At 71.8% G+C, this 22,515-nt stretch carries 23 protein-coding genes and 1 riboswitch; of the genes, 4 read left to right on the top strand and 19 right to left on the bottom strand.

The window, feature by feature from the left end:
* Window positions 1-14 precede the first annotated feature (14 nt).
* From P3T34_RS32840 to pyrR, 3 genes are read right to left on the bottom strand one after another with little or no spacing between them, the layout of a single operon-like run.
* Window positions 15-1,319 carry a dihydroorotase gene (locus tag P3T34_RS32840; RefSeq protein ID WP_280669678.1) on the bottom strand — a complete coding sequence of 435 codons (1,305 nt, stop codon included), beginning with the start codon at window positions 1,317-1,319 and terminating at the stop codon, window positions 15-17.
* Window positions 1,316-2,293 (bottom strand): aspartate carbamoyltransferase catalytic subunit, encoded by a 978-nt coding sequence (locus P3T34_RS32835; protein WP_280669677.1) that lies wholly within the window; start codon window positions 2,291-2,293, stop codon window positions 1,316-1,318. The genes P3T34_RS32840 and P3T34_RS32835 overlap by 4 nt, the downstream gene beginning before the upstream one ends.
* Window positions 2,294-2,297: 4 nt before the next feature.
* A complete protein-coding gene (gene pyrR / locus P3T34_RS32830) occupies window positions 2,298-2,924 on the bottom strand; it encodes a bifunctional pyr operon transcriptional regulator/uracil phosphoribosyltransferase PyrR (RefSeq protein ID WP_280669676.1) in 627 nt (208 codons plus the stop codon).
* Between the two features lie 328 nt (window positions 2,925-3,252).
* Here pyrR and P3T34_RS32825 point away from each other — a divergent pair, with 328 nt between their 5' ends.
* On the top strand, window positions 3,253-3,756 hold the full coding sequence (locus P3T34_RS32825; RefSeq protein WP_280669675.1) for a transcriptional regulator: 504 nt from the start codon (window positions 3,253-3,255) through the stop codon (window positions 3,754-3,756).
* A gap of 142 nt (window positions 3,757-3,898) precedes the next feature.
* On the opposite strand, the gene P3T34_RS32820 is transcribed toward P3T34_RS32825, so the two are convergent.
* The 4 genes from P3T34_RS32820 to P3T34_RS32805 all read right to left on the bottom strand — a co-directional run bounded on the left by P3T34_RS32820 (window position 3,899) and on the right by P3T34_RS32805 (window position 7,043).
* Window positions 3,899-4,741, bottom strand: coding sequence for a thioesterase family protein (locus P3T34_RS32820; RefSeq protein ID WP_280669674.1), 843 nt, complete (start codon window positions 4,739-4,741; stop codon window positions 3,899-3,901).
* A 118-nt stretch (window positions 4,742-4,859) separates the two neighbouring features.
* The gene (nusB, locus tag P3T34_RS32815; protein WP_280669673.1) at window positions 4,860-5,300 is read right to left on the bottom strand and encodes a transcription antitermination factor NusB; all 441 of its coding nucleotides are present in this window, start codon (window positions 5,298-5,300) and stop codon (window positions 4,860-4,862) included.
* Window positions 5,301-5,867: an elongation factor P gene (efp, locus tag P3T34_RS32810; protein ID WP_280669672.1), complete on the bottom strand. Its 567-nt coding sequence runs from the start codon at window positions 5,865-5,867 to the stop codon at window positions 5,301-5,303.
* A gap of 69 nt (window positions 5,868-5,936) precedes the next feature.
* Window positions 5,937-7,043, bottom strand: coding sequence for an aminopeptidase P family protein (locus P3T34_RS32805; RefSeq protein ID WP_280669671.1), 1,107 nt, complete (start codon window positions 7,041-7,043; stop codon window positions 5,937-5,939).
* Window positions 7,044-7,180: 137 nt separating this feature from the next.
* Between P3T34_RS32805 and P3T34_RS32800 the strand changes: the two genes are divergently transcribed.
* Complete coding sequence (locus P3T34_RS32800; protein ID WP_280669670.1) at window positions 7,181-7,993, top strand: SAM-dependent methyltransferase; 813 nt, start codon at window positions 7,181-7,183, stop codon at window positions 7,991-7,993.
* A 24-nt stretch (window positions 7,994-8,017) separates the two neighbouring features.
* Window positions 8,018-9,418, top strand: coding sequence for a lipase maturation factor family protein (locus P3T34_RS32795; RefSeq protein WP_280669669.1), 1,401 nt, complete (start codon window positions 8,018-8,020; stop codon window positions 9,416-9,418).
* Window position 9,419: 1 nt separating this feature from the next.
* On the opposite strand, the gene P3T34_RS32790 is transcribed toward P3T34_RS32795, so the two are convergent.
* The 6 genes from P3T34_RS32790 to aroC form a co-directional block, all read right to left on the bottom strand.
* Window positions 9,420-10,226: a DNA-formamidopyrimidine glycosylase family protein gene (locus tag P3T34_RS32790; RefSeq protein WP_280669668.1), complete on the bottom strand. Its 807-nt coding sequence runs from the start codon at window positions 10,224-10,226 to the stop codon at window positions 9,420-9,422.
* A 32-nt stretch (window positions 10,227-10,258) separates the two neighbouring features.
* A complete protein-coding gene (locus P3T34_RS32785; RefSeq protein WP_280669667.1) occupies window positions 10,259-10,996 on the bottom strand; it encodes an AAA family ATPase in 738 nt (245 codons plus the stop codon).
* Between the two features lie 89 nt (window positions 10,997-11,085).
* Window positions 11,086-11,526: a type II 3-dehydroquinate dehydratase gene (aroQ, locus tag P3T34_RS32780; RefSeq protein WP_280669666.1), complete on the bottom strand. Its 441-nt coding sequence runs from the start codon at window positions 11,524-11,526 to the stop codon at window positions 11,086-11,088.
* Window positions 11,523-12,614: a 3-dehydroquinate synthase gene (aroB, locus tag P3T34_RS32775; protein WP_280669665.1), complete on the bottom strand. Its 1,092-nt coding sequence runs from the start codon at window positions 12,612-12,614 to the stop codon at window positions 11,523-11,525. The genes aroQ and aroB overlap by 4 nt, the downstream gene beginning before the upstream one ends.
* A complete protein-coding gene (locus P3T34_RS32770; RefSeq protein WP_280669664.1) occupies window positions 12,611-13,144 on the bottom strand; it encodes a shikimate kinase in 534 nt (177 codons plus the stop codon). Before P3T34_RS32770 ends, aroB begins: the two co-directional genes overlap by 4 nt.
* Window positions 13,141-14,325 carry a chorismate synthase gene (gene aroC / locus P3T34_RS32765; protein ID WP_280669663.1) on the bottom strand — a complete coding sequence of 395 codons (1,185 nt, stop codon included), beginning with the start codon at window positions 14,323-14,325 and terminating at the stop codon, window positions 13,141-13,143. The genes P3T34_RS32770 and aroC overlap by 4 nt, the downstream gene beginning before the upstream one ends.
* 141 nt (window positions 14,326-14,466) lie before the next feature.
* Window positions 14,467-14,531: riboswitch (guanidine-III (ykkC-III) riboswitch) on the top strand.
* A 21-nt stretch (window positions 14,532-14,552) separates the two neighbouring features.
* Here aroC and P3T34_RS32760 point away from each other — a divergent pair.
* Window positions 14,553-14,804: a hypothetical protein gene (locus P3T34_RS32760; protein ID WP_280669662.1), complete on the top strand. Its 252-nt coding sequence runs from the start codon at window positions 14,553-14,555 to the stop codon at window positions 14,802-14,804.
* Between the two features lie 16 nt (window positions 14,805-14,820).
* Here the strand turns inward: P3T34_RS32760 and P3T34_RS32755 are convergent, their stop codons facing one another.
* The 6 genes from P3T34_RS32755 to P3T34_RS32730 form a co-directional block, all read right to left on the bottom strand.
* Entirely contained in the window at window positions 14,821-15,651 is an 831-nt protein-coding gene (locus P3T34_RS32755; RefSeq protein ID WP_280669661.1) for a shikimate dehydrogenase, read from the bottom strand.
* 11 nt (window positions 15,652-15,662) lie between these two features.
* A complete protein-coding gene (gene mltG, locus P3T34_RS32750; protein ID WP_280669660.1) occupies window positions 15,663-17,498 on the bottom strand; it encodes an endolytic transglycosylase MltG in 1,836 nt (611 codons plus the stop codon).
* A gap of 171 nt (window positions 17,499-17,669) precedes the next feature.
* Window positions 17,670-18,848: an endolytic transglycosylase MltG gene (gene mltG, locus P3T34_RS32745; RefSeq protein WP_280669659.1), complete on the bottom strand. Its 1,179-nt coding sequence runs from the start codon at window positions 18,846-18,848 to the stop codon at window positions 17,670-17,672.
* A 93-nt stretch (window positions 18,849-18,941) separates the two neighbouring features.
* Window positions 18,942-19,427, bottom strand: a complete 486-nt coding sequence (gene ruvX, locus P3T34_RS32740) for a Holliday junction resolvase RuvX (protein ID WP_280672537.1) — start codon at window positions 19,425-19,427, stop codon at window positions 18,942-18,944.
* 2 nt (window positions 19,428-19,429) lie between these two features.
* Window positions 19,430-22,099, bottom strand: coding sequence for an alanine--tRNA ligase (alaS, locus tag P3T34_RS32735; protein WP_280669658.1), 2,670 nt, complete (start codon window positions 22,097-22,099; stop codon window positions 19,430-19,432).
* Window positions 22,099-22,515: a DUF6167 family protein gene (locus tag P3T34_RS32730; protein ID WP_280669657.1), complete on the bottom strand. Its 417-nt coding sequence runs from the start codon at window positions 22,513-22,515 to the stop codon at window positions 22,099-22,101. The genes alaS and P3T34_RS32730 overlap by 1 nt, the downstream gene beginning before the upstream one ends.

Raw genomic sequence — 22,515 nt, 5'->3', positions numbered from 1 at the left:
GAGCAGGACGGTGCTCACGCCAGCCCGCCCGGCTCGACCAGCTCGCCGGCCAGCACGGTGGGCACCCCGCGCAGGAAGGTGGCGTGCACCCGTCCCGGCAGCTCAAGGGCACGGTAGGGGGTGTTTCGACTGCGGGTGGCGAAGCTCTCGGGGTTCACGGTCCCACGGTACGCGGGATCGAAAAGCACCAGGTTGGCCGGCTCACCGACCGAGACGGGACGCCCGTGGCCGGCCAGTCGGCCGATCCGCGCCGGGCGGTGCGACATCCGGTCGGCGACGCCCTCCCAGTTCAGCAGGTCGGTCTCGACCATCGCCTGCTGGACCACCGAGAGCGCGGTCTCCAGGCCGACCATGCCCATCGCGGCGGCCGCCCACTCGCACTCCTTGTCCTCCATCGGGTGCGGGGCGTGGTCGGTGGCGACGGCATCGATGGTGCCGTCGGCCAGCGCACGGCGCAGCGCGTGCACGTCCTCGGCGGTGCGCAGCGGCGGGTTGACCTTGTAGACCGCGTCGTAGGAGCGGACCAGCTCGTCGGTGAGCAGCAGGTGGTGCGGGGTCACCTCGGCGGTGACGGACCAGCCCTTGGCCTTGGCCCAGCGGATGATCTCCACCGAGCCGGCCGTCGAGACGTGGCAGACGTGCAGGCGCGAGCCGACGTGCGCGGCGAGCAGCACGTCGCGGGCGATGATCGCCTCCTCGGCCACCGCGGGCCAGCCGGCCAGGCCCAGCTCGCCGGAGACCTGGCCCTCGTTCATCTGGGCGCCCTCGGTCAGCCGGGGCTCCTGGGCGTGCTGGGCGACCACGCCGTCGAAGGCCTTCACGTACTCCAGCGCGCGGCGCATGATCACCGCGTCGTCCACGCACTTGCCGTCGTCGGAGAAGACCCGGACGTTCGCGGCGGAGTCGTGCATCGCGCCCAGCTCGGCGAGCTTCTTGCCCTCCAGGCCGACCGTGACGGCGCCGACCGGCTGCACGTCGCAGTAGCCGGAGGCCTGGCCGAGGCGCCAGACCTGCTCGACCACGCCGGCCGTGTCGGCGACCGGGAAGGTGTTGGCCATCGCGTGGACGGCGGTGAAGCCGCCCTTGGCCGCCGCCTGGGTGCCGGTCAGCACGGTCTCGGCGTCCTCCCGGCCGGGCTCGCGCAGGTGGGTGTGCAGGTCGACCAGGCCGGGCAGCGCGACCAGGCCGTGCGCGTCGATGTCGACGTCCGCCTCGACCGCCAGATCGGTGCCGATCTCCCGGATGACGCCGTCGGCGATGAGGATGTCCTGCGCGGCGCCACCGAGGATCTGGGCGTTGCGGATCAGGTAGCTGGTCATGCGGCGGTCTCCGGGGCTTCGGTGCGGGGGGCGTCGGCGAGCGTGGCGCCGCCGAGCAGGAGGTACAGGACGGCCATCCGGATCGAGACGCCGTTGGCGACCTGCTCGACCACGGTGCAGCGCGGGGAGTCGGCCACCTCGGCGGTGATCTCCATGCCGCGGACCATCGGGCCGGGGTGCATCACGATGGCGTGCTCGGGCAGCTTGGCCATCCGGTCGCCGTTCAGGCCGTAGCGGCGCGAGTACTCGCGCTCGGTGGGGAAGAACGCGGCGTTCATCCGCTCGCGCTGGACCCGCAGCATCATCACCGCGTCGCTCTTGGCCAGCGTGCTGTCCAGGTCGTAGCTGACCTCGCAGGGCCAGTTGTCGATGCCGATGGGCAGCAGGGTGGGCGGCGCCACGAAGGTGACGTGGGCGCCCAGGGTGTTCAGCAGCAGCACGTTGGAGCGGGCCACCCGGCTGTGCAGGACGTCGCCGACGATGGTGATCCGGCGCCCGGCCAGGTCGTGGCCCAGGCCCGGGTTGAGGTGGCGGCGCATCGTGAAGGCGTCCAGCAGGGCCTGGGTGGGGTGCTCGTGGGTGCCGTCGCCGGCGTTGATGACGCTGCCGTGCAGCCAGTCGGACTGCGCGAGCCGGGCCGGCGCGCCCGAGGCGTGGTGGCGGATCACGACGGCGTCGGCGCCCATCGCCTGCAGGGTCAGCGCGGTGTCCTTGAGGCTCTCGCCCTTGGAGACCGAGGAGCCCTTGGCGGCGAAGTTGATGACGTCGGCGGAGAGCCGCTTCTCGGCGACCTCGAAGGAGGTCTTGGTGCGGGTGGAGTCCTCGAAGAAGAGGTTGACGACGGTGCGGCCGCGCAGCGTGGGGAGCTTCTTGACGGCCCGGCCGGAGAGCTGGGCGAGCTCCTCGGCGGTGTCCAGGACCAGCAGCGCGTCGTCGCGGCTGAGGTCGGCGGCGGAGACGAGGTGGCGCTTCACGTACTTACTCCGACTGGGTGGGTTCGGCGGCGAGCGCCTGGGACGAGCGGGCGGCGTAGTCGCGGTCGCCGACCAGGACGGCGTCGTGCCCGTCGGAGTCGGAGAGCCGGACCTGCACGGCCTCGCGCAGCGAGGTGGGCAGGTTCTTGCCCACGTAGTCGGCGCGGATCGGCAGCTCGCGGTGGCCGCGGTCGACCAGGACGGCGAGCTGCACGGCGCGCGGGCGGCCGATGTCGCCGAGCGCGTCGAGCGCGGCCCGGATGGTGCGGCCGGAGAAGAGCACGTCGTCGACCAGGATGACGAGCTTGCCGTCGATGCCGCCGGGCGGGATCTCGGTGTGCTCCAGGGCGCGGGCGGGCTTGAGCCGCAGGTCGTCCCGGTACATCGTGATGTCCAGGGTGCCGAGCGGGATCTCGCGGCCGGTGATCTGGGTCAGCCGGGCGTGCAGCCGGCGGCCGAGGTGGACGCCCCGGGTGTGGATACCGAGGAGGACGACATCCTCGGCGCCTTTCGCGCGCTCCACGATCTCGTGGGCGATCCGGGTGATGACCCGGGAGATGTCCGCGCCGTCCAGGACCTGGTGCGGCGGGCGGGGCTGGGTGGAATCGGGTGAATCGTTGCGTGCGGTCATGCCGAAGCCGACCTCCTTCCCCGCCTCACAGGACGGGCCTTAAAGGATGCCTTTGGGTTTGGCTGCCCAGTCGTGAAGGAGCCTCAACCACACTACCAGGGGGATCACGCCGATCGGGATGAGGCTTTATGTCGTGTTCACGCAGAGGTAGCGAACCATTCGCACGACTGCCCCATTCGGCTTGACGCAGCTACCTTACTCTACGTAACCTCACAGTGAGTTACGGAACAGACGTCGAACCCACCGGTAGGACGCTCTGGGTTGTGAGGCACCCCTCACTCCCCCGTGACTGTCATTGAACGCGAAACAAACTCGTCCGGGGAGACCAATGTCCAGCGACTACGCGAAGCAGCTCGGAGGAAAACTCCGAGCGATCCGCACTCAGCAGGGGCTCTCCCTGCATGGCGTCGAGGAGAAGTCCCAGGGGCGCTGGAAGGCCGTCGTCGTCGGCTCTTACGAGCGCGGCGACCGTGCGGTGACCGTGCAGCGCCTGGCTGAGCTGGCCGAGTTCTACGGCGTCCCGGTGCAGGAGCTGCTGCCGGGCGGCACCCCGGGCGGTGCGGCCGAGCCGCCGCCGCGCCTGGTGCTGGACCTGGAGAGACTGACCCAGGTTCCGTCCGAGAAGGCCGGCCCGCTCCAGCGCTACGCCGCCACCATCCAGTCCCAGCGCGGTGACTACAACGGCAAGGTGCTGTCGATCCGCCAGGACGACCTGCGCACGCTGGCCGTGATCTACGACCAGTCGCCGTCGATTCTCACCGAGCAGCTGATCAGCTGGGGTGTGCTCAACTCCGACGCCCGTCGCGCGGTGCGCGACGAGGACGCCGGCTGACCGTCCGTCTGACCAACGGACACCTTGCAGAAACGTCACGGCGCGGCCCCGGGGGGCCGCGCCGTACGCATGTCGTCCACGACCGACCGGGCCGACTTCCTTCGTCCACCCTGTTGTCACGAACATGTAACTCAGAGTGAGATCACCGCGACCGCGGAGCGCTCGCCAGCTGGCGGGACTGGGCGACCAGGCGGCCGGACTCGTCCCAGATCTCCGCGTCCTCCTCGAAGTAACCGCCGGCCAGGTTGCGGGTGCTGTGGCTGACCCGCAGCCAGCCGGGGACCGGCCTGGCCCGCAGGTGCACGGTCAGCTCGACGGTCGGGGCCCAGCCGGGCAGGCCGAGGTCAAAGGTGACCGGCGGCAGCGCGTCGGCGACCAGCAGCAGCGCCAGCGGGTCGGGCTGGCGGCCGTCGGCGAACCGGAACCAGCCCTGGATCCGGCCCTGCCTGGACGGCTGACCCAGCGCCCAGCCCACGGTGGCCGGGTCGAGCCGCAGGTCGAAGCGCTGCAGCAGCTCGGCCTGCTCGATCAGCGAGGGCGGCGCGTGCTCCATCCCGATGCACTGCTCCTGCGGCGGCAGCGCGGGCGGCGTGGCGCTGGTGCGCACCTCGCCCTGCTGCGCGGCCAGGTCGCCGTAGCTGGCCAGCACTCTCAGCCGCTCGACCGGGGTGCCGTCCTCGTCGTCCTGGTAGAGCGAGGCGGTGCCGGTGGAGAGCGAGCGGCCGCGCCGCACGATGTCGGTGCGCACGCTCACCGGGCCGGGGCGGGAGGCGGAGAGGTAGTAGCAGCTGATCGAGACCGGATCCGGGTGCCCGGGCAGCTCCAGCGAGAGCGCCTTGGCGGCGACCGCGAGCAGCAGCCCGCCGTTGATGCCGCCGCCGATCCGCCAGCCCGCGCCGAGCTCGCCGTGGTACCGGCCGTCGGGGTCCGGGCGCAGGTCGATCGCCTGGTCGAACTCGCTGCTGGTGGTGGTCGCAGTCGTCATGGTGGGCACGCCCTTCCGGAAGCTACTGGTCAGTAGCCAAGATACGCCAGGGCCGTGAACGCACCATGGCCGCCGGACCAAAGAGGTCCGGCGGCCATGGGGTTTTGGTGCGAGTGAGTCAGTCCCGACGGATCGTGGGCTTGAGCTCCATGAAGCGGGCCAGCATGCCGTTCACGAAGGCCGGCGAGTCGTTCGTGGAGTACTCCTTGGCGATCTCCACCGCCTCGTCCACGACGACGGCGTCCGGGACACCGTCCTCCCAGATCAGCTCATAGGCACCGATGCGCAGGACGTTGCGGTCCGCGATCGGCATCCGGTCGATCGTCCAGCCCACCGAGTACGTGGAGATCAGCTCGTCGATGCGACGGGCGTGCTTCACATACCCCTCGATCAGCTGCATGGTGTACTCGCCGATCTGCGGAATACCCTCGTCCGGCTTGGGGTCGCGCGCCCGGGCGACCCAGTCGGCGAGCACCGACAGCGGGTCGACGTCCCGGTGGTCGGCCTCGAAGAGGATCTGGAAGGCGCGCGTGCGGGCCTTGGTACGTGCGGCCGACACTTAGTCCTTCACCCGGCCGAGGTAGCTGCCGTCACGGGTGTCGACCTTGATCTTCTCGCCGGTGACGATGAAGAGCGGGACGCCGATCTCGGCGCCGGTCTCCAGGGTGGCGGGCTTGGTGCCACCGGTGGAGCGGTCGCCCTGCAGGCCCGGCTCGGTCTCGGCGACGATCAGCTCGACCGAGGCGGGGAGCTCGATGTACAGCGGCGCACCCTCGTGCACCGCGACGAGGGCCTCGAAGCCCTCCAGCAGGTACTTGGCGTTGTCGCCGACGACGTCCTTGCTGACGAACAGCTGGTCGTAGGTGTCCATGTCCATGAAGACGAACTGCTCGCCGTCCATGTACGAGAACTGCATGCCGCGCTTGTCGACATTGGCGGTCTCGACCTTGGTGCCCGCGTTGAACGTCTTGTCGACGACCTTGCCGCTCAGCACGTGCTTGAGCTTGGTGCGCACGAAGGCGGGACCCTTGCCCGGCTTCACATGCTGGAACTCGACCACGGACCAGAGCTGGTCGTTGTCGAGCTTGAGGACCATGCCGTTCTTGAGATCGTTCGTGGAAGCCACGGGCGCACTTACTCCTGCATCTAGCTGTCAAGGAACCAAGGGGTGCGGCCTGGCCCCACGCTAGTGGGACTACAGGGCGAGGAGCTCCTTGGTCGTGATGGTGAGCAGCTCGGGCCCGCCCTCTTCGAGGGGGCGTACGACGAGCGTGTCCTCGATCCGGACCCCGCCCTTGCCCGGGAGATGGACCCCTGGGCCGACGGTTACCGGCACGCGATTGTCCAGTTTACCCATGTCTGCCGGACCGAGGCGCGGCGCCTCCCTCACCTCAAGGCCGACGCCGTGCCCCAGCGGCCTCGGGGAGCTCTCCAGATGGCCCGCCGCCTGGAGGATGTCGCGGGCCGCGCGGTCGGCGGCGCCGGCCGCGGCACCCGGCACCAACGCCTCGCGACCGGCCCGCTGGGCCTCGAAGACCAGCCGGTGCAGCTCCACCTGCCAGGGCGCCGGGGCCGCACCGATCACGAAGGTGCGGGCGGTGGAGACGGCGTAGCCGCGGTACTGGGCGCCGAGCGAGACGGTCAGGAAGTCGCCCTCCTCGACCCGGCGGTCGGTGGGCGGGTGGCCGGCGCGTCCGGAGTGGTTGCCGGTGCCGACCGAGACCGGGAAGGCGGCCCGGTCAGCGCCGTGGTCGATCATCCGGCGCTCCAGCTCCATCGCCAGATGCCGCTCGGTGCGCCCGACCAGGATCGACTCCAGCAGCTCGCCGAGCGCCTGGTCGGCGATCTCGGCGGCGATCCGCAGATCGGCGATCTCGTACTCGTCCTTGATCACCCGCAGCCGCTCGACGGCGAAGTCCAGGTCGGTCAGCCGGATGTCCGCGGCCAGCGCGGACAGCGCCCGGTGGCGGCTGACGGTCAGGTCGTGCTCCTCGACCACCAGAGCGGTGACGCCGAGGCTGACGGCGGCCGCGGCGGCGGCCTCGGCAGTGTCCTGGTCCGGTGCGGCGACCAGATGGGCCAGCTCATCGGCGTACGGGTGCTCGCCGGTGTCGTCGGGCGGCAGGTCCGCGGGCAGCGCGAGCAGCGCGCGCTCCCGGGTGAGCAGCAGCGTCGCGCCGCACGGGGCGCAGCCGGTGAGGTAGCGGACGTTGGCCGGGCTGGTGACCAGCGCCGCGTCGGCTCCGACCGCGCCGCAGTGCTCTCTGAGTCGCTCCCGGCGGGCCGCGTGCGCATCGGACATGCTTCAAAGCCTACGAAGGGACCCGCCCTGCCGCCTGTTCAGTGGGCCAGGCAGGTGGTGAAGAGAAATGACGACCAGTCATATATGCTGCGCGGCGCGGCCAGGCGGCCGTCCGTCCTCGGGAGGATCTCGTGACCATGTCCGACGCTCCGGGCGGCTGGGCCCCCGTCGAGATCGACACCAGCGTCGCCCACTCCGCACGGGTGTACGACTACTGGCTCGGCGGCAAGGACAACTTCCCCGCCGACCGGGCACTGGCCGAACAGATCATCGCCGCCGTGCCGAACATGCGCGCGATGGCCCGGGCCAACCGGGACTTCCTGGCCAAGGCCGTCACCCATCTGGTGGTCGAGGGCGGGATCCGGCAGTTCCTCGACATCGGCACCGGCATCCCGACCGCCGGCAACACCTACGAGGTGGCGCAGGCGCTGGCCCCCGAGAGCCGGGTGCTGTACGTCGACAACGACCCGATCGTGCTCTCGCACGCGCGGGCGATGATCTCCAGCCACCCGGCCGGCCGGACCTCGTTCGTGCTGGGCGACCTGCGCGAGCCGGCCGAGCTGCTCGGGCAGCCCGCGCTGGCGAAGATCATCGACCTGGACCAGCCGGTCGGTCTGCTGCTGATCGCCGTGCTGATGCTCTTCAGGGACGCCGAGGACCCGTGGGCCATGGTCCGCACCCTGGTCGACGCGCTGCCCTCGGGCAGCTATGTGGCGCTGACCCACCCGACCGGGGACTTCGCCCCCGAGGAGGTGGCCATCGCGGTCCGGGCCGCCGAGCACGCCCACGTCACGCTGACACCGCGCGACCACGGGCAGGTGGCGCGCTTCCTGGACGGTCTCGAGCTGGTCGGGCCCGGGGTCGTGCCGGTGCTGGGCTGGGGCGCGGTCGGCGAGGACGTGGACGTCACCTCCGCCTACTACTACGGCGCGGTGGCCCGCAAGCCGTAGCCGCGCTCTGGTGGGATGGGGCGCGTGCAGTGGTTCACCGCCCCCGAGTACGGCTTGAGCAGGCTGGTCCTGCTGCGGTTGCTGGCCGCCGTCTACCTGGTCGGGTTCCTGGCGGCGGCCCGCCAGTTCCGGCCGCTGATCGGCGAGCACGGGATGCTGCCGGTGCCGCGCTACCTGGCGTACCGGCCGTTTCGCCGGGCCCCGAGCCTCTTCCAGTTCGGCTACAGCGACCGGGGCTTCGCCGCCGTCGCCTGGACGGGCGCGGCGCTGGCGGCGGCGGTGCTGGCGGGTGCGGCGGACGCGGTGCCGCTGTGGGCCTCGATGCTGGGCTGGGCGCTGCTGTGGGCGCTCTACCTGTCGATCGTCAACGTCGGGCAGGTCTGGTACGGCTTCGGCTGGGAGTCGCTGCTGCTGGAGGCGGGGTTCCTGGCGGTCTTCCTGGGCAACGCGACGGTCGCGCCGCCCGCGCCGGTGCTCTGGCTGGTGCGCTGGCTGCTCTTCCGGGTCGAGTTCGGCGCCGGGCTGATCAAGCTGCGCGGCGACAGCTGCTGGCGCGACCTGACCTGCCTGAAGTACCACCACGAGACGCAGCCGATGCCCGGGCCGCTCAGCTGGTTCTTCCACCACCTGCCCGGGCCGCTGCACCGGGTCGAGGCGGCGGCCAACCACGTCGCCCAACTGCTGCTCCCGGTCTGCCTGTTCCTGCCGCAGCCGGTGGCCGGGGTAGCGGGCGCGCTGGTGGTGATCACCCAGCTGTGGCTGGTCGCCTCCGGCAACTTCGCCTGGCTCAACTGGCTGACCATCGCGCTGGCCTTCGCCGCCGTCGAGCTCCCGGACGGCACCCGGTCGAGCGCGACCGGTCCGCTCTGGTACGAGGTCGCGGTGCTGGCGGCCACGGCGCTGGTGGTGGGCCTGAGCTACCAGCCGGCCCGCAACCTGCTCTCCCGCCAGCAGGTGATGAACCGCTCCTTCAACCAGCTGCACCTGGTGAACACCTACGGCGCGTTCGGCAGCATCAGCCGGGTCCGCCTGGAGGTGGTGCTGGAGGGCACCGACGAGCCACGGCTCACTCGGCAGACCCGCTGGCGCGCGTACGAGTTCCACGGCAAGCCCGGGGACGTGCGCCGGCTGCCGCGCCAGTTCGCGCCCTACCACCTGCGTCTTGACTGGATGATGTGGTTCGCCGGGATCTCGTCCGACTATGCCCGGCCGTGGCTGCGGCCGCTGGTGGAGCGGCTGCTGGTGAACGACCGGGCCACCCTGCGGCTGCTGCGCGGCAACCCGTTCCCGGACGCGCCGCCGACATACGTCCGGGCGGTGCTCTACCGCTACCGGTTCACCAGTTGGCGTGAACTGCGCGAGAGCGGCGCATGGTGGCACCGCACCCGCGTGCGCGAGTACCTCGCGCCGGTACGGCGCGGCTAGCTCAGCGCTGCTGGCAGCGCGGGCACCAGAAGAGGTTGCGGGCCGCGTGGGACTCGGTGCGTACCTCGGTGCCGCAGACCAGGCAGGGCATCGCGGCGCGGCGGTAGACGTAGACCTCGCCGCCGTGGTCGTCCACCCGCGGCGGGCGGCCCATCGCCTCGGGGGTGTGCTCGGCGCGCACGGTGTCGATCCGGCCGACCGCCGCGCCCGCGCGCATCAGCTGCACCAGGTCCCGCCAGATCGCCTCCCACTCGGCGCGGGCCAGGTCGCGCCCGGCCCGGTGCGGGCTGATGCCGTGCCGGAAGAGCACCTCGGCGCGGTAGACGTTGCCCACCCCGGCCAGCACCTTCTGGTCCATGAGCAGCGCGGCGACCGTGCTGCGGCTGCGCGAGATGCGCTCCCAGGCGGCCTGCGGGGCGGCGTCGGCGCGCAGCGGGTCCGGGCCGAGCCGGGCGTGCACGGCGTCCTTCTCGGCGGGCGTGAGCAGCTCGCAGGTGGTCGGGCCGCGCAGGTCGGCGTAGTGCTCGTCGTTGACCAGCCGCAGCCGGATCAGGCCGACCGGCGCGGGCACCGGGGCCGGGCCGAAGCTGAAGACGCCGTAGAGGCCCAGGTGGATGTGCAGCCAGGAGTCGGCGAAGCCGAGGAACAGGTGCTTGCCGTCGGCCTCGGCGCTCTCCAGCACCCGGCCGTCCAGCAGCGCGGCACCCTCGGCGAACCGGCCCTGCGGGCTGGCGACCGCGACCGGGCGGCCGCCGAACGCGCGCTGGTGCTCGGCGGCGAGCCGGTGCAGGATGTGGCCTTCGGGCATGGCGGATCAACTCTCGTACGGCGGTGGAGGGTTCAGCGGACCGGCTGACCGGTGAGGCGGGCGGTGACGACCCGGTCCAGGGCCTCGGCGGTGGCGGGCACGTCGAGCTGGGAGTTGTCGATGATCGGCAGCCCGGAGTTGTACCAGCCGGCCATCCGGCCGTGGATCCGGGCCACCTCCTCGTCGCTGAGCCGGCGGTTGCCGCTGCGCCGGGCGTTGCGGGCCAGCACCGAGTCCAGGCCCGGCAGCAGCACGACCGGGATCATGCCGGGGCCGATATGGCGCTTCCAGCCGCCCAGCCCGATGGCCGGCCGGTCAGGAAAGACCGCGTCATCGATGATGCAGGAGATGCCGTTGGCCAGGTAGTTGCGGCAGGCGAAGCCGCAGGTGCGGCGGGCCAGCCGGTACTGCGCCTCGGAGGCGTTGTTCCAGCCCGACTGCGGGTTGGCGAAGCCGGACTGCACCCACTCGCGGACGTCGTCCAGGCTGATGTGCGCGGTGGTGGTGGGGCGGCGCTCGGCCCAGTGCCGGGCGACGGTGGTCTTGCCCGCGCCGGCCGGGCCGATCAGCAGCACCGCGATCGGCCCGTTGTAGGCGCGCGGGACATGGACCGGCAGTTGCACGGGCGCGCCGGTCGGCATCACGAAGTGCCCGGTCGACCCGGGCGGCTCGGCGGCGTTCGGGGCGATGGGCTGCACACTCTGGCGCGGCGCCGGCGGCGGGGCCAGGGGGCGCGGGGGCAGCGGCCCTCCCCCTGCGTACTGCGTCACGACACACCTCCCGGCGGGGACATTACACGGCGGCCCGGCAGGCGGCCCAGTCCGCCTGCCGGGCCGCCGAAGCCATGACCGCGCTGCCGCTACCTGCTGGGGAGCTGCTCGGCGAGCGCGCGCAGGGCCAACTCGTACGAGCCCAGGCCGAAACCGGCGATGGTGCCGGAGGCGACCGCGGCGATCACCGAGGTGTGCCGGAACTCCTCGCGGGCGTACGGATTGGAGATGTGCACCTCGATCAGCGGCGCGGTCCGCTGGGCGGCCGCGTCGCGCATCGCGTACGAGTAGTGCGTGAAGGCGCCCGGGTTGATCACCACGGGCGTCTTCTCGTCGGCCGCCCAGTGCAGCCACTCGATCATCTGCTGCTCGGAGTTGGTCTCCTTGACCTCCACCTCGAAGCCCAGCTCCTTGCCCAGCGCCGTGCAGCGCTCGACAAGACCGGCGTACGAGGTGGCGCCGTAGACGTCCGGCTCGCGGCTGCCGAGCCGGCCCAGGTTGGGCCCGTTCAGCACCAGCACCCGACTCATGCCGACACCTCGGCGTACGCGGCGACCAGCAGCGAGGGGTCCGGGCCCTCCAGGACGGAGGTCTTGGCCAGGCCGTCCAGCAGGATGAAGCGCAGCAGATCGCCGCGCGACTTCTTGTCGACCTTCATGGCGTCCAGCAACTTCGGCCAGGCGTCCGCCCGGTAGCTCAGCGGCAGGCCCACCGAGGCCAGCACCGTACGGTGCCGCTCGACCGTCTCGTCGTCCAACCGCCCGGCGAGGCGGCCGAGTTCGGCGGCGTACATCATGCCGACCGAGACCGCCGCGCCGTGCCGCCACTTGTAGCGCTCGTTACGCTCGATGGCGTGCGCCAGGGTGTGGCCGTAGTTGAGGATCTCGCGGCGGCCGGACTCCTTCAGGTCGCCGGAGACCACGTCGGCCTTGACCTGGATGGCGCGCCGGATCAGCTCGACGGTGTGCTGCCCGCTCGGCGACGTGGCGCCCTGCGGGTCGGCCTCGACCAGGTCGAGGATCACCGGGTCGGCGATGAAGCCGCACTTGATGACCTCGGCCAGCCCGGAGACGTAGTCGTGCTTGGGCACGGTCTCCAGGGTCGCCAGGTCGGCGAGCACCCCGGCCGGCGGGTGGAAGGCGCCGACCAGGTTCTTGCCCTCGGCGATGTTGATGCCGGTCTTGCCGCCGACCGCCGCGTCCACCATGCCCAGCAGCGTGGTGGGCATGGCGATCCAGCGCACGCCGCGCAGCCAGCTGGCGGCGACGAAGCCGGCCAGGTCGGTGGTGGCGCCGCCGCCCAGGCCCACGATCACGTCGCTGCGGGTGAAGCCGGTCTGCCCGAGGACCGACCAGCAGTACGCGGCGACCTCGGCGCTCTTGGCCTCCTCGGCGTTGGGCACCTGCAGGGCGATCGCCTGGTAGCCCTCGCCGGCCAGATCCTCGCGGATCGCCTCGGCGGTGGCCTCCAGCGCCTCCGGGTGGATGATCGCCACCCGTCGGGCCTGCGTGCCGATCAGCGAGCCGAGCTCACCGAGCAGCTGCTGCCCGATCAGCACGTCGTAGGGCTCGTGGCCGGCCGCGCCGCCGACGTGGATGGTGACGGTGCTGCTGCTCATACTTGCTTCAACTCCAGGGATTCCAGTACGGCGTCCGCGACCTGCTCCGGGGTGAGCCCCTCGGTGCCGATCACGGCGGCGGCGACCTCCAGATACAGCGGTCGACGCGCCTCCATCAGCTCGCGCCAGGCCGCGCGCGGGTTGACCGCGAGCAGCGGGCGCGGGGCGTCCAGGCCGACCCGCTTGACGGCGTCGGCCAGGGCCACCTCCAGGTAGACCACCGGGCGGCCGGCCAGCAGCGCGCGGGTGGCGTCCGCCAGCACGGCTCCGCCGCCGAGCGCGAGCACGCCGGGGTGCTCCGCCAGCGCGGCGGCGACGGCCCGCGCCTCCAGGGCGCGGAAGTGCGGTTCGCCCTCGTCGATGAAGATCTCCGGGATCGGCTTGCCCGCCAGCTGCTCGATGTCGGCGTCGGTGTCGCGGAACGACGTGCCGAGCCGCTCGGCGAGCACCCGGCCCACCGTGGTCTTGCCGGAGCCGGGCGGACCGACCAGCACCACCGCGGGGCCGGCCGCCACACTCGCGGCGGTCATCGGATGATCAGGTGGTCGAGGTAACCCTGGACGTTGCGGCGGGTCTCGGTGACGTTGTCGCCGCCGAACTTCTCGCTCACCGCGTCCGCCAGCACCAGCGCGACCATCGCCTCGGCGACGATCCCGGCGGCCGGCACCGCGCAGACGTCGGAGCGCTGGTGGTGCGCCTTGGCCGGCTCACCCGTGCGCACGTCCAGCGTGCGCAGCGCGCGCGGCACGGTGGCGATCGGCTTCATCGCGGCGCGCACCCGCAGCAGCTCACCGGTGGACAGGCCGCCCTCGGTGCCGCCGGAGCGCCCCGAGGTGCGCTTGACGCCCTCGGGGGTCGGCACGATCTCGTCGTGCGCCTGCGAGCCGGGGATCCGGGCCAGCTCGAAGCCGTCGCCGACCTCGACACCCTTGATCGCCTGGATGCCCATCAGCGCCGCGGCCAGCCGGGCGTCCAGCCGGCGGTCCCAGTGCACGTGCGAGCCCAGGCCCACCGGCACCCCGTACGCCAGCACCTCCACTACGCCGCCCAGCGTGTCGCCGTCCTTGTGCGCCTGGTCGATCTCGGCGACCATCCGCTTGGCGGCGTCCGCGTCCAGGCAGCGCACCGGGTCCTCGTCCAGCCGCGCCTCGTCGGAGGGCAGCGGCAGCACGCCGGCCGGGGCCTTGGCGGCGCCCAGCTCCACGACGTGCGAGACCAGCTCGATGCCGCAGGTCTCCTTGAGGTACGAGCGGGCGACGGCGCCGAGCGCGACCCGGGCGGCCGTCTCGCGGGCACTGGCCCGCTCCAGGATCGGGCGGGCCTCGTCGATGCTGTACTTCTGCATGCCCGCCAGGTCGGCGTGGCCCGGACGGGGGCGGGTGAGCGCCTCGTTGCGGGCCAGGCCCGCCAGGATCTCCGGGTCCACCGGGTCGGCGGACATCACCTGGTCCCACTTGGGCCACTCGGTGTTGCCGACCATCACCGCGACCGGGCTGCCCATGGTCAGGCCGTGCCGCACGCCGCCGAGGAAGGTCACCTCGTCCTGCTCGAACTTCATCCGCGCGCCGCGCCCGTAGCCCAGTCGGCGCCGCGCCAGGGCGTCCGCCACCAGCGCGGTCGTCACGGGCACGCCCGCGGGCAGGCCCTCCAGCGTCGCCACCAGTGCGGGGCCGTGCGACTCCCCCGCCGTCAGCCAGCGCAACGTACCCAACGGTGCTCCTTCGTCAGCGGTCCGGTCGCGGCGGGTGAGGCGGCGGTCCGGCCGGGGTTCATCTCTCAACCGAATCCTTTCATGTCCGGCGACGGGATCGGATCACGGTCCGCTGGGCGGACAAAGTCAGGCACAATGGAAGTGGACCGCCATCCTGCGGCCCCCGGACGAGACGCGCCGTACCCGGACTGCCAAGACGACGCGGCTTTGTCATGGAGGGCGCCGTCATGGAGCAGGCTGTTCAGATCTTCGGATCGATTCTCATACTGATCCCCTTCGCGCTGGCCCAGTGGGGTCGTCTCAGCGCCCGGTCCAAGGCCTATCTGGTCTTCAACCTCACCGGCTCGGCCATTCTCGCGGCGCAGGCCGCCGTCACCCGGCAGTGGGGATTCCTGCTGCTCGAGGGCGTCTGGGCGGTGGTCTCGCTGATCGGGCTGGTCGCCGCGCTGCGCGGCCGGGAACCCCGGACGGCACACTGAGACCAACCGGTCTGAGTCAGGCGGACAGGGCCTGCTCGCCGGCCGCGCGCATCGCGGCGAGCGGGCCCGGGGTGATCCCGGTGAAGCGCTCGCACTGCAGCACCGCCTGGTGGACCAGCAGGTCAAGGCCGCCCAGCACCGTCGCGCCGCGCTCGGCGCAGGCGGCCGCCAGGGCGGTCGGCCAGGGGTGGTAGAGCACGTCGAAGAGCGTGCCGGGCGCGGCCGTCAGCCCGTCCGCGAAGGCGTCGGTGGCGCCGACCGGGGTGGTCGAGACGGTCAGCGGCCCGGCCAGTGCCTCGGCGCCGCGCTCCCAGGGCGCCGTACGGACCGCGAGGCCGAGCCGCTCGCCCAGCGCCCGCATCTCGGCCGCCCGCTCGGGGCTGCGGACATAGACGGTCACCTCGCCGGTGCAGACCTCGGCCAGCGCGGCGAGCGTGGAGGAGGCGGTGGCCCCGGCCCCGAGCACGGCCGCCGCCGGCACCGTCGTCACGCCGCGCTCGCGCAGCGCGGCGATCAGGCCGGGCACGTCGGTGTTGTCGCCGGTGCGCCGGCCGTCAGCCTCGAAAACCACGGTGTTCACCGCGTCCACGGCCAGTGCCGTCGCGCTCACCTCGTCCAGCAGCGGGAGCACCGCGCGCTTGAGCGGCATGGTGAGCGACAGGCCCGCCCACAGCTCCGGCTCCAGCCCGGCGAAGAAGCCGGGCAGCCCCGCCTCGTCCACCTCGAAGCGCCCGTACTCCCAGCCCTGAAGGCCGAGCGCACGGTAGGCCGCGTTGTGCAGCACCGGCGAGAGCGAGTGCGCGATCGGCGAGCCGAGCACGGCTGCCCGGCGCTGGGGGATGCTCATGGGGTGTCCCTTTAGCTACAGGTGACGTTCGCGGCGTTGAAGCCCTGGCCGTGGGCGGCACAGTTGGCCTTGACGGCCGCCGCGAACTCGTCGCCCGTGTTGAAGAACAGGGTCTGCGTCGGACTGGTGGCCAGGAAGAAGCCCCAGGCCCCGGGCGTCGGGTTGAGTACCGCCTGGATGGCGTCCTGACCCGGGTTGGCGATCGGGGTCGGCGGCAGGCCCGGGTTGATATAGGTGTTGTACTTGTTCGACCCGTCCTTGATCTGCGCGCTGGTGAGGGTCTTCGAGCCGACCGAGTACTGCAGCGTAGTGTCCATGCCCAGCGTGTGGGGTGGGTGGTTCACGTCGGTGGTCAGCCGGTTGAAGATGACCCGAGCCATCTTGCCGAAGTCCGCGTTGTTGTTGCCCTCGCGCTGCAGGATGCTGGCCTCGGTGATGACGTCGTAGGCGTTCTTGAGGCCGACGGCCGGCGCGCCCGCGTCCAGATTGAGGCCCGCGTACGTGGAGTTGGCGTTGGAGACCATCTCCTTGAGCAGGTCCAGCGGCTGCATGCCCTGGCTGATCGAGTACTTGGTCGGCCAGAGGAAGCCCTCGGGGTTGTTGCCGGCGTAGGCGGGCAGGCCCAGGCTCGCCGCCTGGGTCTTCGCCACATTGGCCGTGGTGCCGGGCGTGAGCTTGAGCTTGTTGTCGATCAACGTGTAGACGGCGCTGGCCGGTTGGCCCTCGGGCACGATCAGCGCGTCACCGCCGGCCGCGGTCAGCAGCAGCTGGACGGCGGCGTCGGCGGACATCTCGTGGTGCATGCTGTAGAAGCCGGGCTGGATGCTGGCCGCCTTCGGGAGGTTCTTGTTGTAGGCGTCGGTGAAGGCCGCGGCGCTCTTCACCACATCGGCGTCCTTGAGGACCAGCGCCATGTCACTGCCGACCGAACCGGCCTTGATCTCGATGTCCACCGTGCCGCTGCCGGCACCGACGTAGTCGGCCGGCGGTCCGAACTGGCTCTTGTAGAAGCCGTAGCCGAAGTAGCCGGCACCGCCCACGCCGCCGAGCATCACCAGGGCGACGACCAGGCAGGCGCCGCGGTTGCGGCGGCCGGACTTCTTGCCCTTCTCCTTGCGCTTGCGCGCGGACTCGCGGCTGGTGTCCTGCACCTCGGGGAGGAAGGAGCCGTGGCTCTCCTCCTCCTCGGCGTACTCGTCCTCGGTGTACTCGCCGTCCTCGGCGTACTCCTCGTGCTCGCCCTCGACGTACTCGTCCTCGGCGTAGTCCTCGGCGTAGTCCTCGTCCTCGTACGCCTCCTCCGCCACCAGGCTCGGGTTGTCCAGCGCGGCGGCCTCGGCCTCCCAGTCGATGCCGTCCGCGCCGGGTCCGGCGGGCCGCGGGATGACCGGGGTGGGCATCGGGGCGGGCGCGGGCTGCTGGTACTGCTGCTGCTGGGGGAAGGCGGCCTGCTGGTACGGCTGCTGCTGTTGTTGTTGCTGCTGCTGCCACTGCTGCTGCGTCGGCTGCTGCTGGTACGGCTGCACGGGTTGCTGCTGACCGTACTGCTGGCCGTACTGCTCCTGCTGCGGGTAGCCCTGCTGCTGGCCGTAGCCCTGGCCCTGGCTCTGACCCTGGCCCTGGCCCTGCGGCACGAACTGGCCCTGGCCGTAGTTGCCCTGCTGCGGGATCTGCTGGAGGTGCTGCTGGTGCTGGTACGGCTGCTGCTGGTACTGCTGCTGCGCGTATGGATCCTGTCCGACGTATCCCTGCCCGTCGGGGGTGGCGACCTGCTGCGCCTGCTCCCCGTACCCGGACTCGGCGGGGTTCCACGGCTGGGAGCCGTAGCCCCGACCCTGATCAGTCATCGAATCCCTTTTGCCGACGGAGACGGGCGGTTGATCGGACCGCCCGTCCGGGACGGCGTCCCGGCAACATCTCGAACCGGCGTGCTAGCGCAGCGCCTGATGGGAGACGTTACCGTACCGCACGTCGAAGCCCCCGGTCCCGTCCTCGCACAGAGTGGCCTCACCGGAGCCTCAGGAGGGGCTCGCGCCGGGCGAGGAGCCGTGCTGGGCCTGGTAGGCGTTGAAGTCGTCGACGTTCTTCCTGTGCTGTTGCTCACTGTCCGTGAAGCGGGTATCGCCCGGCTGGACGGTCACGAAGTAGAGCCAGTCCCCCTGCGCCGGGTTCAGCACCGCGTCCAGCGCGTCGTGTCCGGGGCTGTCGATCGGGGTGGGCGGCAGGCCGGTGTGCTGGTAGGTGTTGAACGGCGAGTCGAGCTTGGTGTCGGTCACCGTGGTGTGCAGCGTGGTGCGGCCGAGCGCGTAGTTGATGGTCGAGTCCAGCTGCAGCGCCATGCCCTTGGCGAGCCGGTTGTAGATCACCCGGGCCACCTTGGCCATGTCGTCCGGGTTGTCGGCCTCGCCCTGGACCAGGCTGGCCATCACCAGCGCCTGGTACGGGCTGATCGCGTTGCTGCTCGCCCCCGCCTCCAACTCGTCGGTGTCGGCCTCCACACCGGCCTGCCTGACCATCTGCCGCAGCAGCGAGATCGGCGTGCTGTCGCTGGTGACGCTGTAGGTGGACGGGTAGTAGAGGCCCTCCGGGTTGCCGCCCGCGTAGTCGGGCAGCCCGAGCTCCTCGCGCTGCTGATCGGCGGCGGCCTGGGCGCTGCCCGCCGTCAGTTTGAGGCGCTGGTCGATCGCGGCGTAGATCTGGCTGGCACGCCAACCCTCGGGTACGGTCAGGCCGTTGGCGTTGGCGGGGTTGCCGAGTACGGAGAGCGCGGCGGCCGCGGACATCTGCCGCTTGAGCGTGTACGTGCCGGGCTGGATCCGCTGCCGGGTGGCCTGGGCGGCGATCGAGGTGAAGGCCCGGGTGCTGGCCACCACCTTGTTCTGCACCAGGATCTGCCCGATCCGGGTCAGACTGGCGCCCTGCGGGACGGAGATCTGGACGGTCCCGCTGCCGCCGCCCGCGAAGTCGGCGGCCGGCTTGGAGCCGGAGCCGCCGAAGAGCTGGAAGCCCGCCAGCACGGCCGTGCCGGTGAGCAGGGCCAGCAGCAGCGCGGTGAGGCCGCAGGCCAGGCCGGTGTGGTCCTGGCGCTGGTCGGACGGGGAGGGGCGGGCGGTGGGGCGGCGCGGCTGCGGGCCGGGCTCCAGCACCGGCGCCCCGAGGTGCCCAGGAGTGAGTCCGGGCGCCGAGTCCTGGTCCATGGGTCGAGAAGCCTCCGGCGCCGATAGCCAACGTCAAGGGGCCCGTCCGGACGCGTCCGGACGGGCCCCCATCAGCAAGCTAGACCAGAGTGATCAGCTGCTCGGCTCGACGCTCTCGCCTGGCGCGCGACCGCTCACCCGTTCGGTCTCAAGGGCGCTCTGCAGGATCACCACGGCGGCCGCCTGGTCGATCGCCGAGCGGCCCTTCTTGGCCTTCACCCCGGACGCGCGCATCCCCTGGGCCGCGGTGACCGTGGTCATCCGCTCGTCGACCAGGCGGACCGGCACGGGAGCCAGCAGCGCGGCCAGCCGGCCCGCGTAGCCCCGCACCTTCTCCGCCGCCGGGCCCTCCTTGCCGCTCAGCGAGCGCGGCAGGCCGACCACCACCTCGATGGCGTCGTACTCCTCGACGATGGCCTTGAGCCGCGCCTGGGAGCGGCCCCCGGCGGGGACCGTCTCCACGGGCGTGGCGATCAGCCCGTCGGGGTCGCAGGACGCGACCCCGATCCGGGCGTCACCGACGTCGACGGCGATCCGCCGGCCCCGGCGCCAGGGCGTGGGCTCCTGACCTTCGTCCATCATCAACTGGCGCGCTCCGCCACCAGCTTGCGGACGGCCTCGACGGCCTGGTCCACGGCGGAGGCGTCGGTGCCGCCGCCCTGGGCGACGTCGTCCTTGCCGCCACCGCCGCCGCCCAGCGTCTTGGCGGCGACCTTGACCAGCTCGCCGGCCTTGACGCCGCGGGCGCGGGCGTCCTCGTTGGTGGCGATGACGGTCAGCGGGCGGTCGTTCGCGACCGTGAAGGCCGCGACCACGGCCGGCTTGGAGCCAAGCCGGGCGCGGACGTCCAGGACCAGCTTGCGCAGGTCGTCGGCGCTGACGCCGTCCGGCACCCGGGCGGCCACCAGGGCCACGCCGTGGATGTCCTGGGCACCGTCGACCAGGCCGCCGGCCGCGGCCAGCACCTTCTCGGCGCGGAAGCGCTCGATCTCCTTCTCGGCGTCCTTGAGCTTGCCGAGCATCGAGGAGATCTTCTCCGGGAGCTCCTCCGGGCGGCCCTTGACCAGCTCGGTCAGCTGGGCGACCACGGTGTGCTCACGGGCCAGGAACTTGTACGCGTCCACGCCGACCAGCGCCTCGACGCGGCGCACGCCGGCGCCGATCGAGGACTCGCCGAGCAGCTTCACCAGGCCCAGCTGGGCGGTGTTGCCGACGTGCGTGCCACCGCAGAGCTCCTTGGAGAAGTCACCGATGGTCACCACCCGGACGGCGTCGCCGTACTTCTCGCCGAACATCGCGATGGCGCCGGCCTTGCGGGCCTGATCCATCGTCATCACCTCGGCGGTGACGTCGAGTTCGCGGGCCAGCACCTCGTTGATCTTCTGCTCGACGTCCACCAGCACCGAGCCGGGGACGGCGGTCGGCGAGCCGAAGTCGAAGCGGAAGCGGCCGGGGGCGTTCTCCGAGCCGGCCTGGGCGGCGGTCGGGCCGAGCGCGTCGCGCAGCGCCTGGTGGGTCAGGTGGGTGGCGCTGTGGGCGCGCGAGACGGCCCGGCGGCGCTCCAGGTCGAGCTGGGTGTAGGCGGAGGCGCCGATCAGCACCTCGCCCACCAGCACCGAGCCCTTGTGCACGATCACACCGGGCACCGGCTGCTGGACGTCGCGGACCTCGACCACGGCGCCGGAGTCCAACCTGATCCGGCCGTGGTCGGCGAGCTGGCCACCGCCCTCGGCGTAGAACGGGGTGCGGTCCAGGACCAGCTCGACGTCGTCGCCCTCGTGCGCGGCCGGGGCCGGCACGCCGTCCACCAGCAGGCCGACCACGGTGGCCTCGCCCTGCGTGTCGCTGTAGCCGATGAAGGCGGTGGCGCCGGAGGCGTCGGCCACCGCGCGGTAGGCGGAGACGTCGGCGTGGCCGTGCTTCTTGGCGCGGGCGTCGGCCTTGGCGCGGTCGCGCTGCTCCTTCATCAGGCGGCGGAAGCCGTCCTCGTCCACCGAGAGGCCCTGCTCGGCGGCCATCTCCAGAGTGAGGTCGATCGGGAAGCCGAAGGTGTCGTGCAGCTGGAAGGCCTTGTCACCGGCGAGCACCGTGGCGCCGCCCGACTTGGTCTCGGCGACGGCGGCGTCCAGGATGGTGGTGCCGCTGCGCAGGGTCTGCAGGAACGACATCTCCTCGGCGACGATCACCGTCTCGATGCGCTTGCGCTCCTCGAAGAGCTCCGGGTACTGCGGGCCCATCGCCTCGATGGTGACCTCGGTCAGCGACCGGGCGACCGGCTCGGTGGCGCCCAGCAGGCGCATATTGCGGATCGCGCGGCGCAGGATGCGGCGCAGCACATAGCCGCGGCCCTCGTTGCCCGGCGTCACACCGTCGGCGACCAGCATCACCGAGGTGCGGATGTGGTCGGCGACCACGCGCAGCGAGACGTCGGTCTTCTCGCCGGCGCCGTAGCGGTGGCCGGTCAGCTCGGCGGCCCGGCCCAGGATCATCCGGGTGGTGTCGATCTCGAAGAGGTTGTCGACGCCCTGCAGGATGGTGGCCAGGCGCTCCAGGCCGAGACCGGTGTCGATGTTCTTGGCGGGCAGGTCACCGAGGATCGGGAAGTCGTCCTTGCCGGTGCCGGCGCCGCGCTCGTACTGCATGAAGACCAGGTTCCAGATCTCCATGTAGCGCTCACCGTTGACGGCCGGGCCGCCCTCCTCGCCGTAGGCGGGGCCGCGGTCGTAGTTGATCTCCGAGCACGGGCCGCACGGGCCGGGGACGCCCATCGACCAGAAGTTGTCGGCCTTGCCCAGGCGCTGGATGCGCTCGGAGGGGACGCCGATCTTCTCCAGCCAGATCTTCTCGGCCTCGTCGTCGTCCTGGTAGACGGTGATCCAGAGCTTCTCCGGGTCCAGGCCGTAGCCGCCGTCCTCCACCGAGGAGGTCAGCAGCTCCCAGGCGTAGGAGATGGCCCCTTCCTTGAAGTAGGCGCCGAAGGAGAAGTTGCCGCACATCTGGAAGAACGTGCCGTGCCGGGTGGTCTTTCCGACCTCTTCGATGTCCGGCGTCCGCACGCACTTCTGCACGCTGGTGGCCGTGCTGAAGGTGGGCTTGACCTCGCCGAGGAAGTACGGCTTGAACGGCACCATGCCGGCGTTGACCAGCAGCAGGGTGGGGTCGTCGGCGACCAGGGACGCCGACGGAACGACGGTGTGGCCGCGCTCCTCGAAGAAGCGCAGCCAGCGGCGGCGGATCTCTGCCGACTCCATTATTGGTCCTTCCGGTTGGGGGTACTGCCCCGGCGCTGTTCGAGCTGGCGGGGCGTTGACGCGATGGCTTGGGGGGTGGTGCGCGACGTCGGCAGGGCGGCGCCCGGGGTGCCCGGGGCCGCCGAGATAGCTCGGTATCCGGCGTCGCGCGGAGCGCTCAGGCGCCGGCGCGGCGGGTCGAGCACGGCGGTGCCGTCCAGGCCGAGGTCGGCGCGCAGCTCCTGCTCGCGCTCGGCCATGCCGGCCTTGACGTCCAGTGCGAAGCGCTTGGCGACGTCGCCCAGGTGCAGGGCGCCGCGCGCGGCGGTGCCCGAGAGGCTGTCAGGGGTGAGCCGGCGGGCGGCCTCGTTGGCCTTGTTCATGGCCCAGACGGCGGTGCCCGCACCGACCGCCATCCAGAAGACGCGTCGAACCAC

Origin of the sequence: Kitasatospora sp. MAP12-44 (assembly GCF_029892095.1) — a bacterium.
In the GTDB taxonomy this organism is placed as follows: domain Bacteria; phylum Actinomycetota; class Actinomycetes; order Streptomycetales; family Streptomycetaceae; genus Kitasatospora.
Note: the sequence above shows the minus strand (reverse complement) of the source record. Positions and strands in the feature narration are given on the sequence as shown.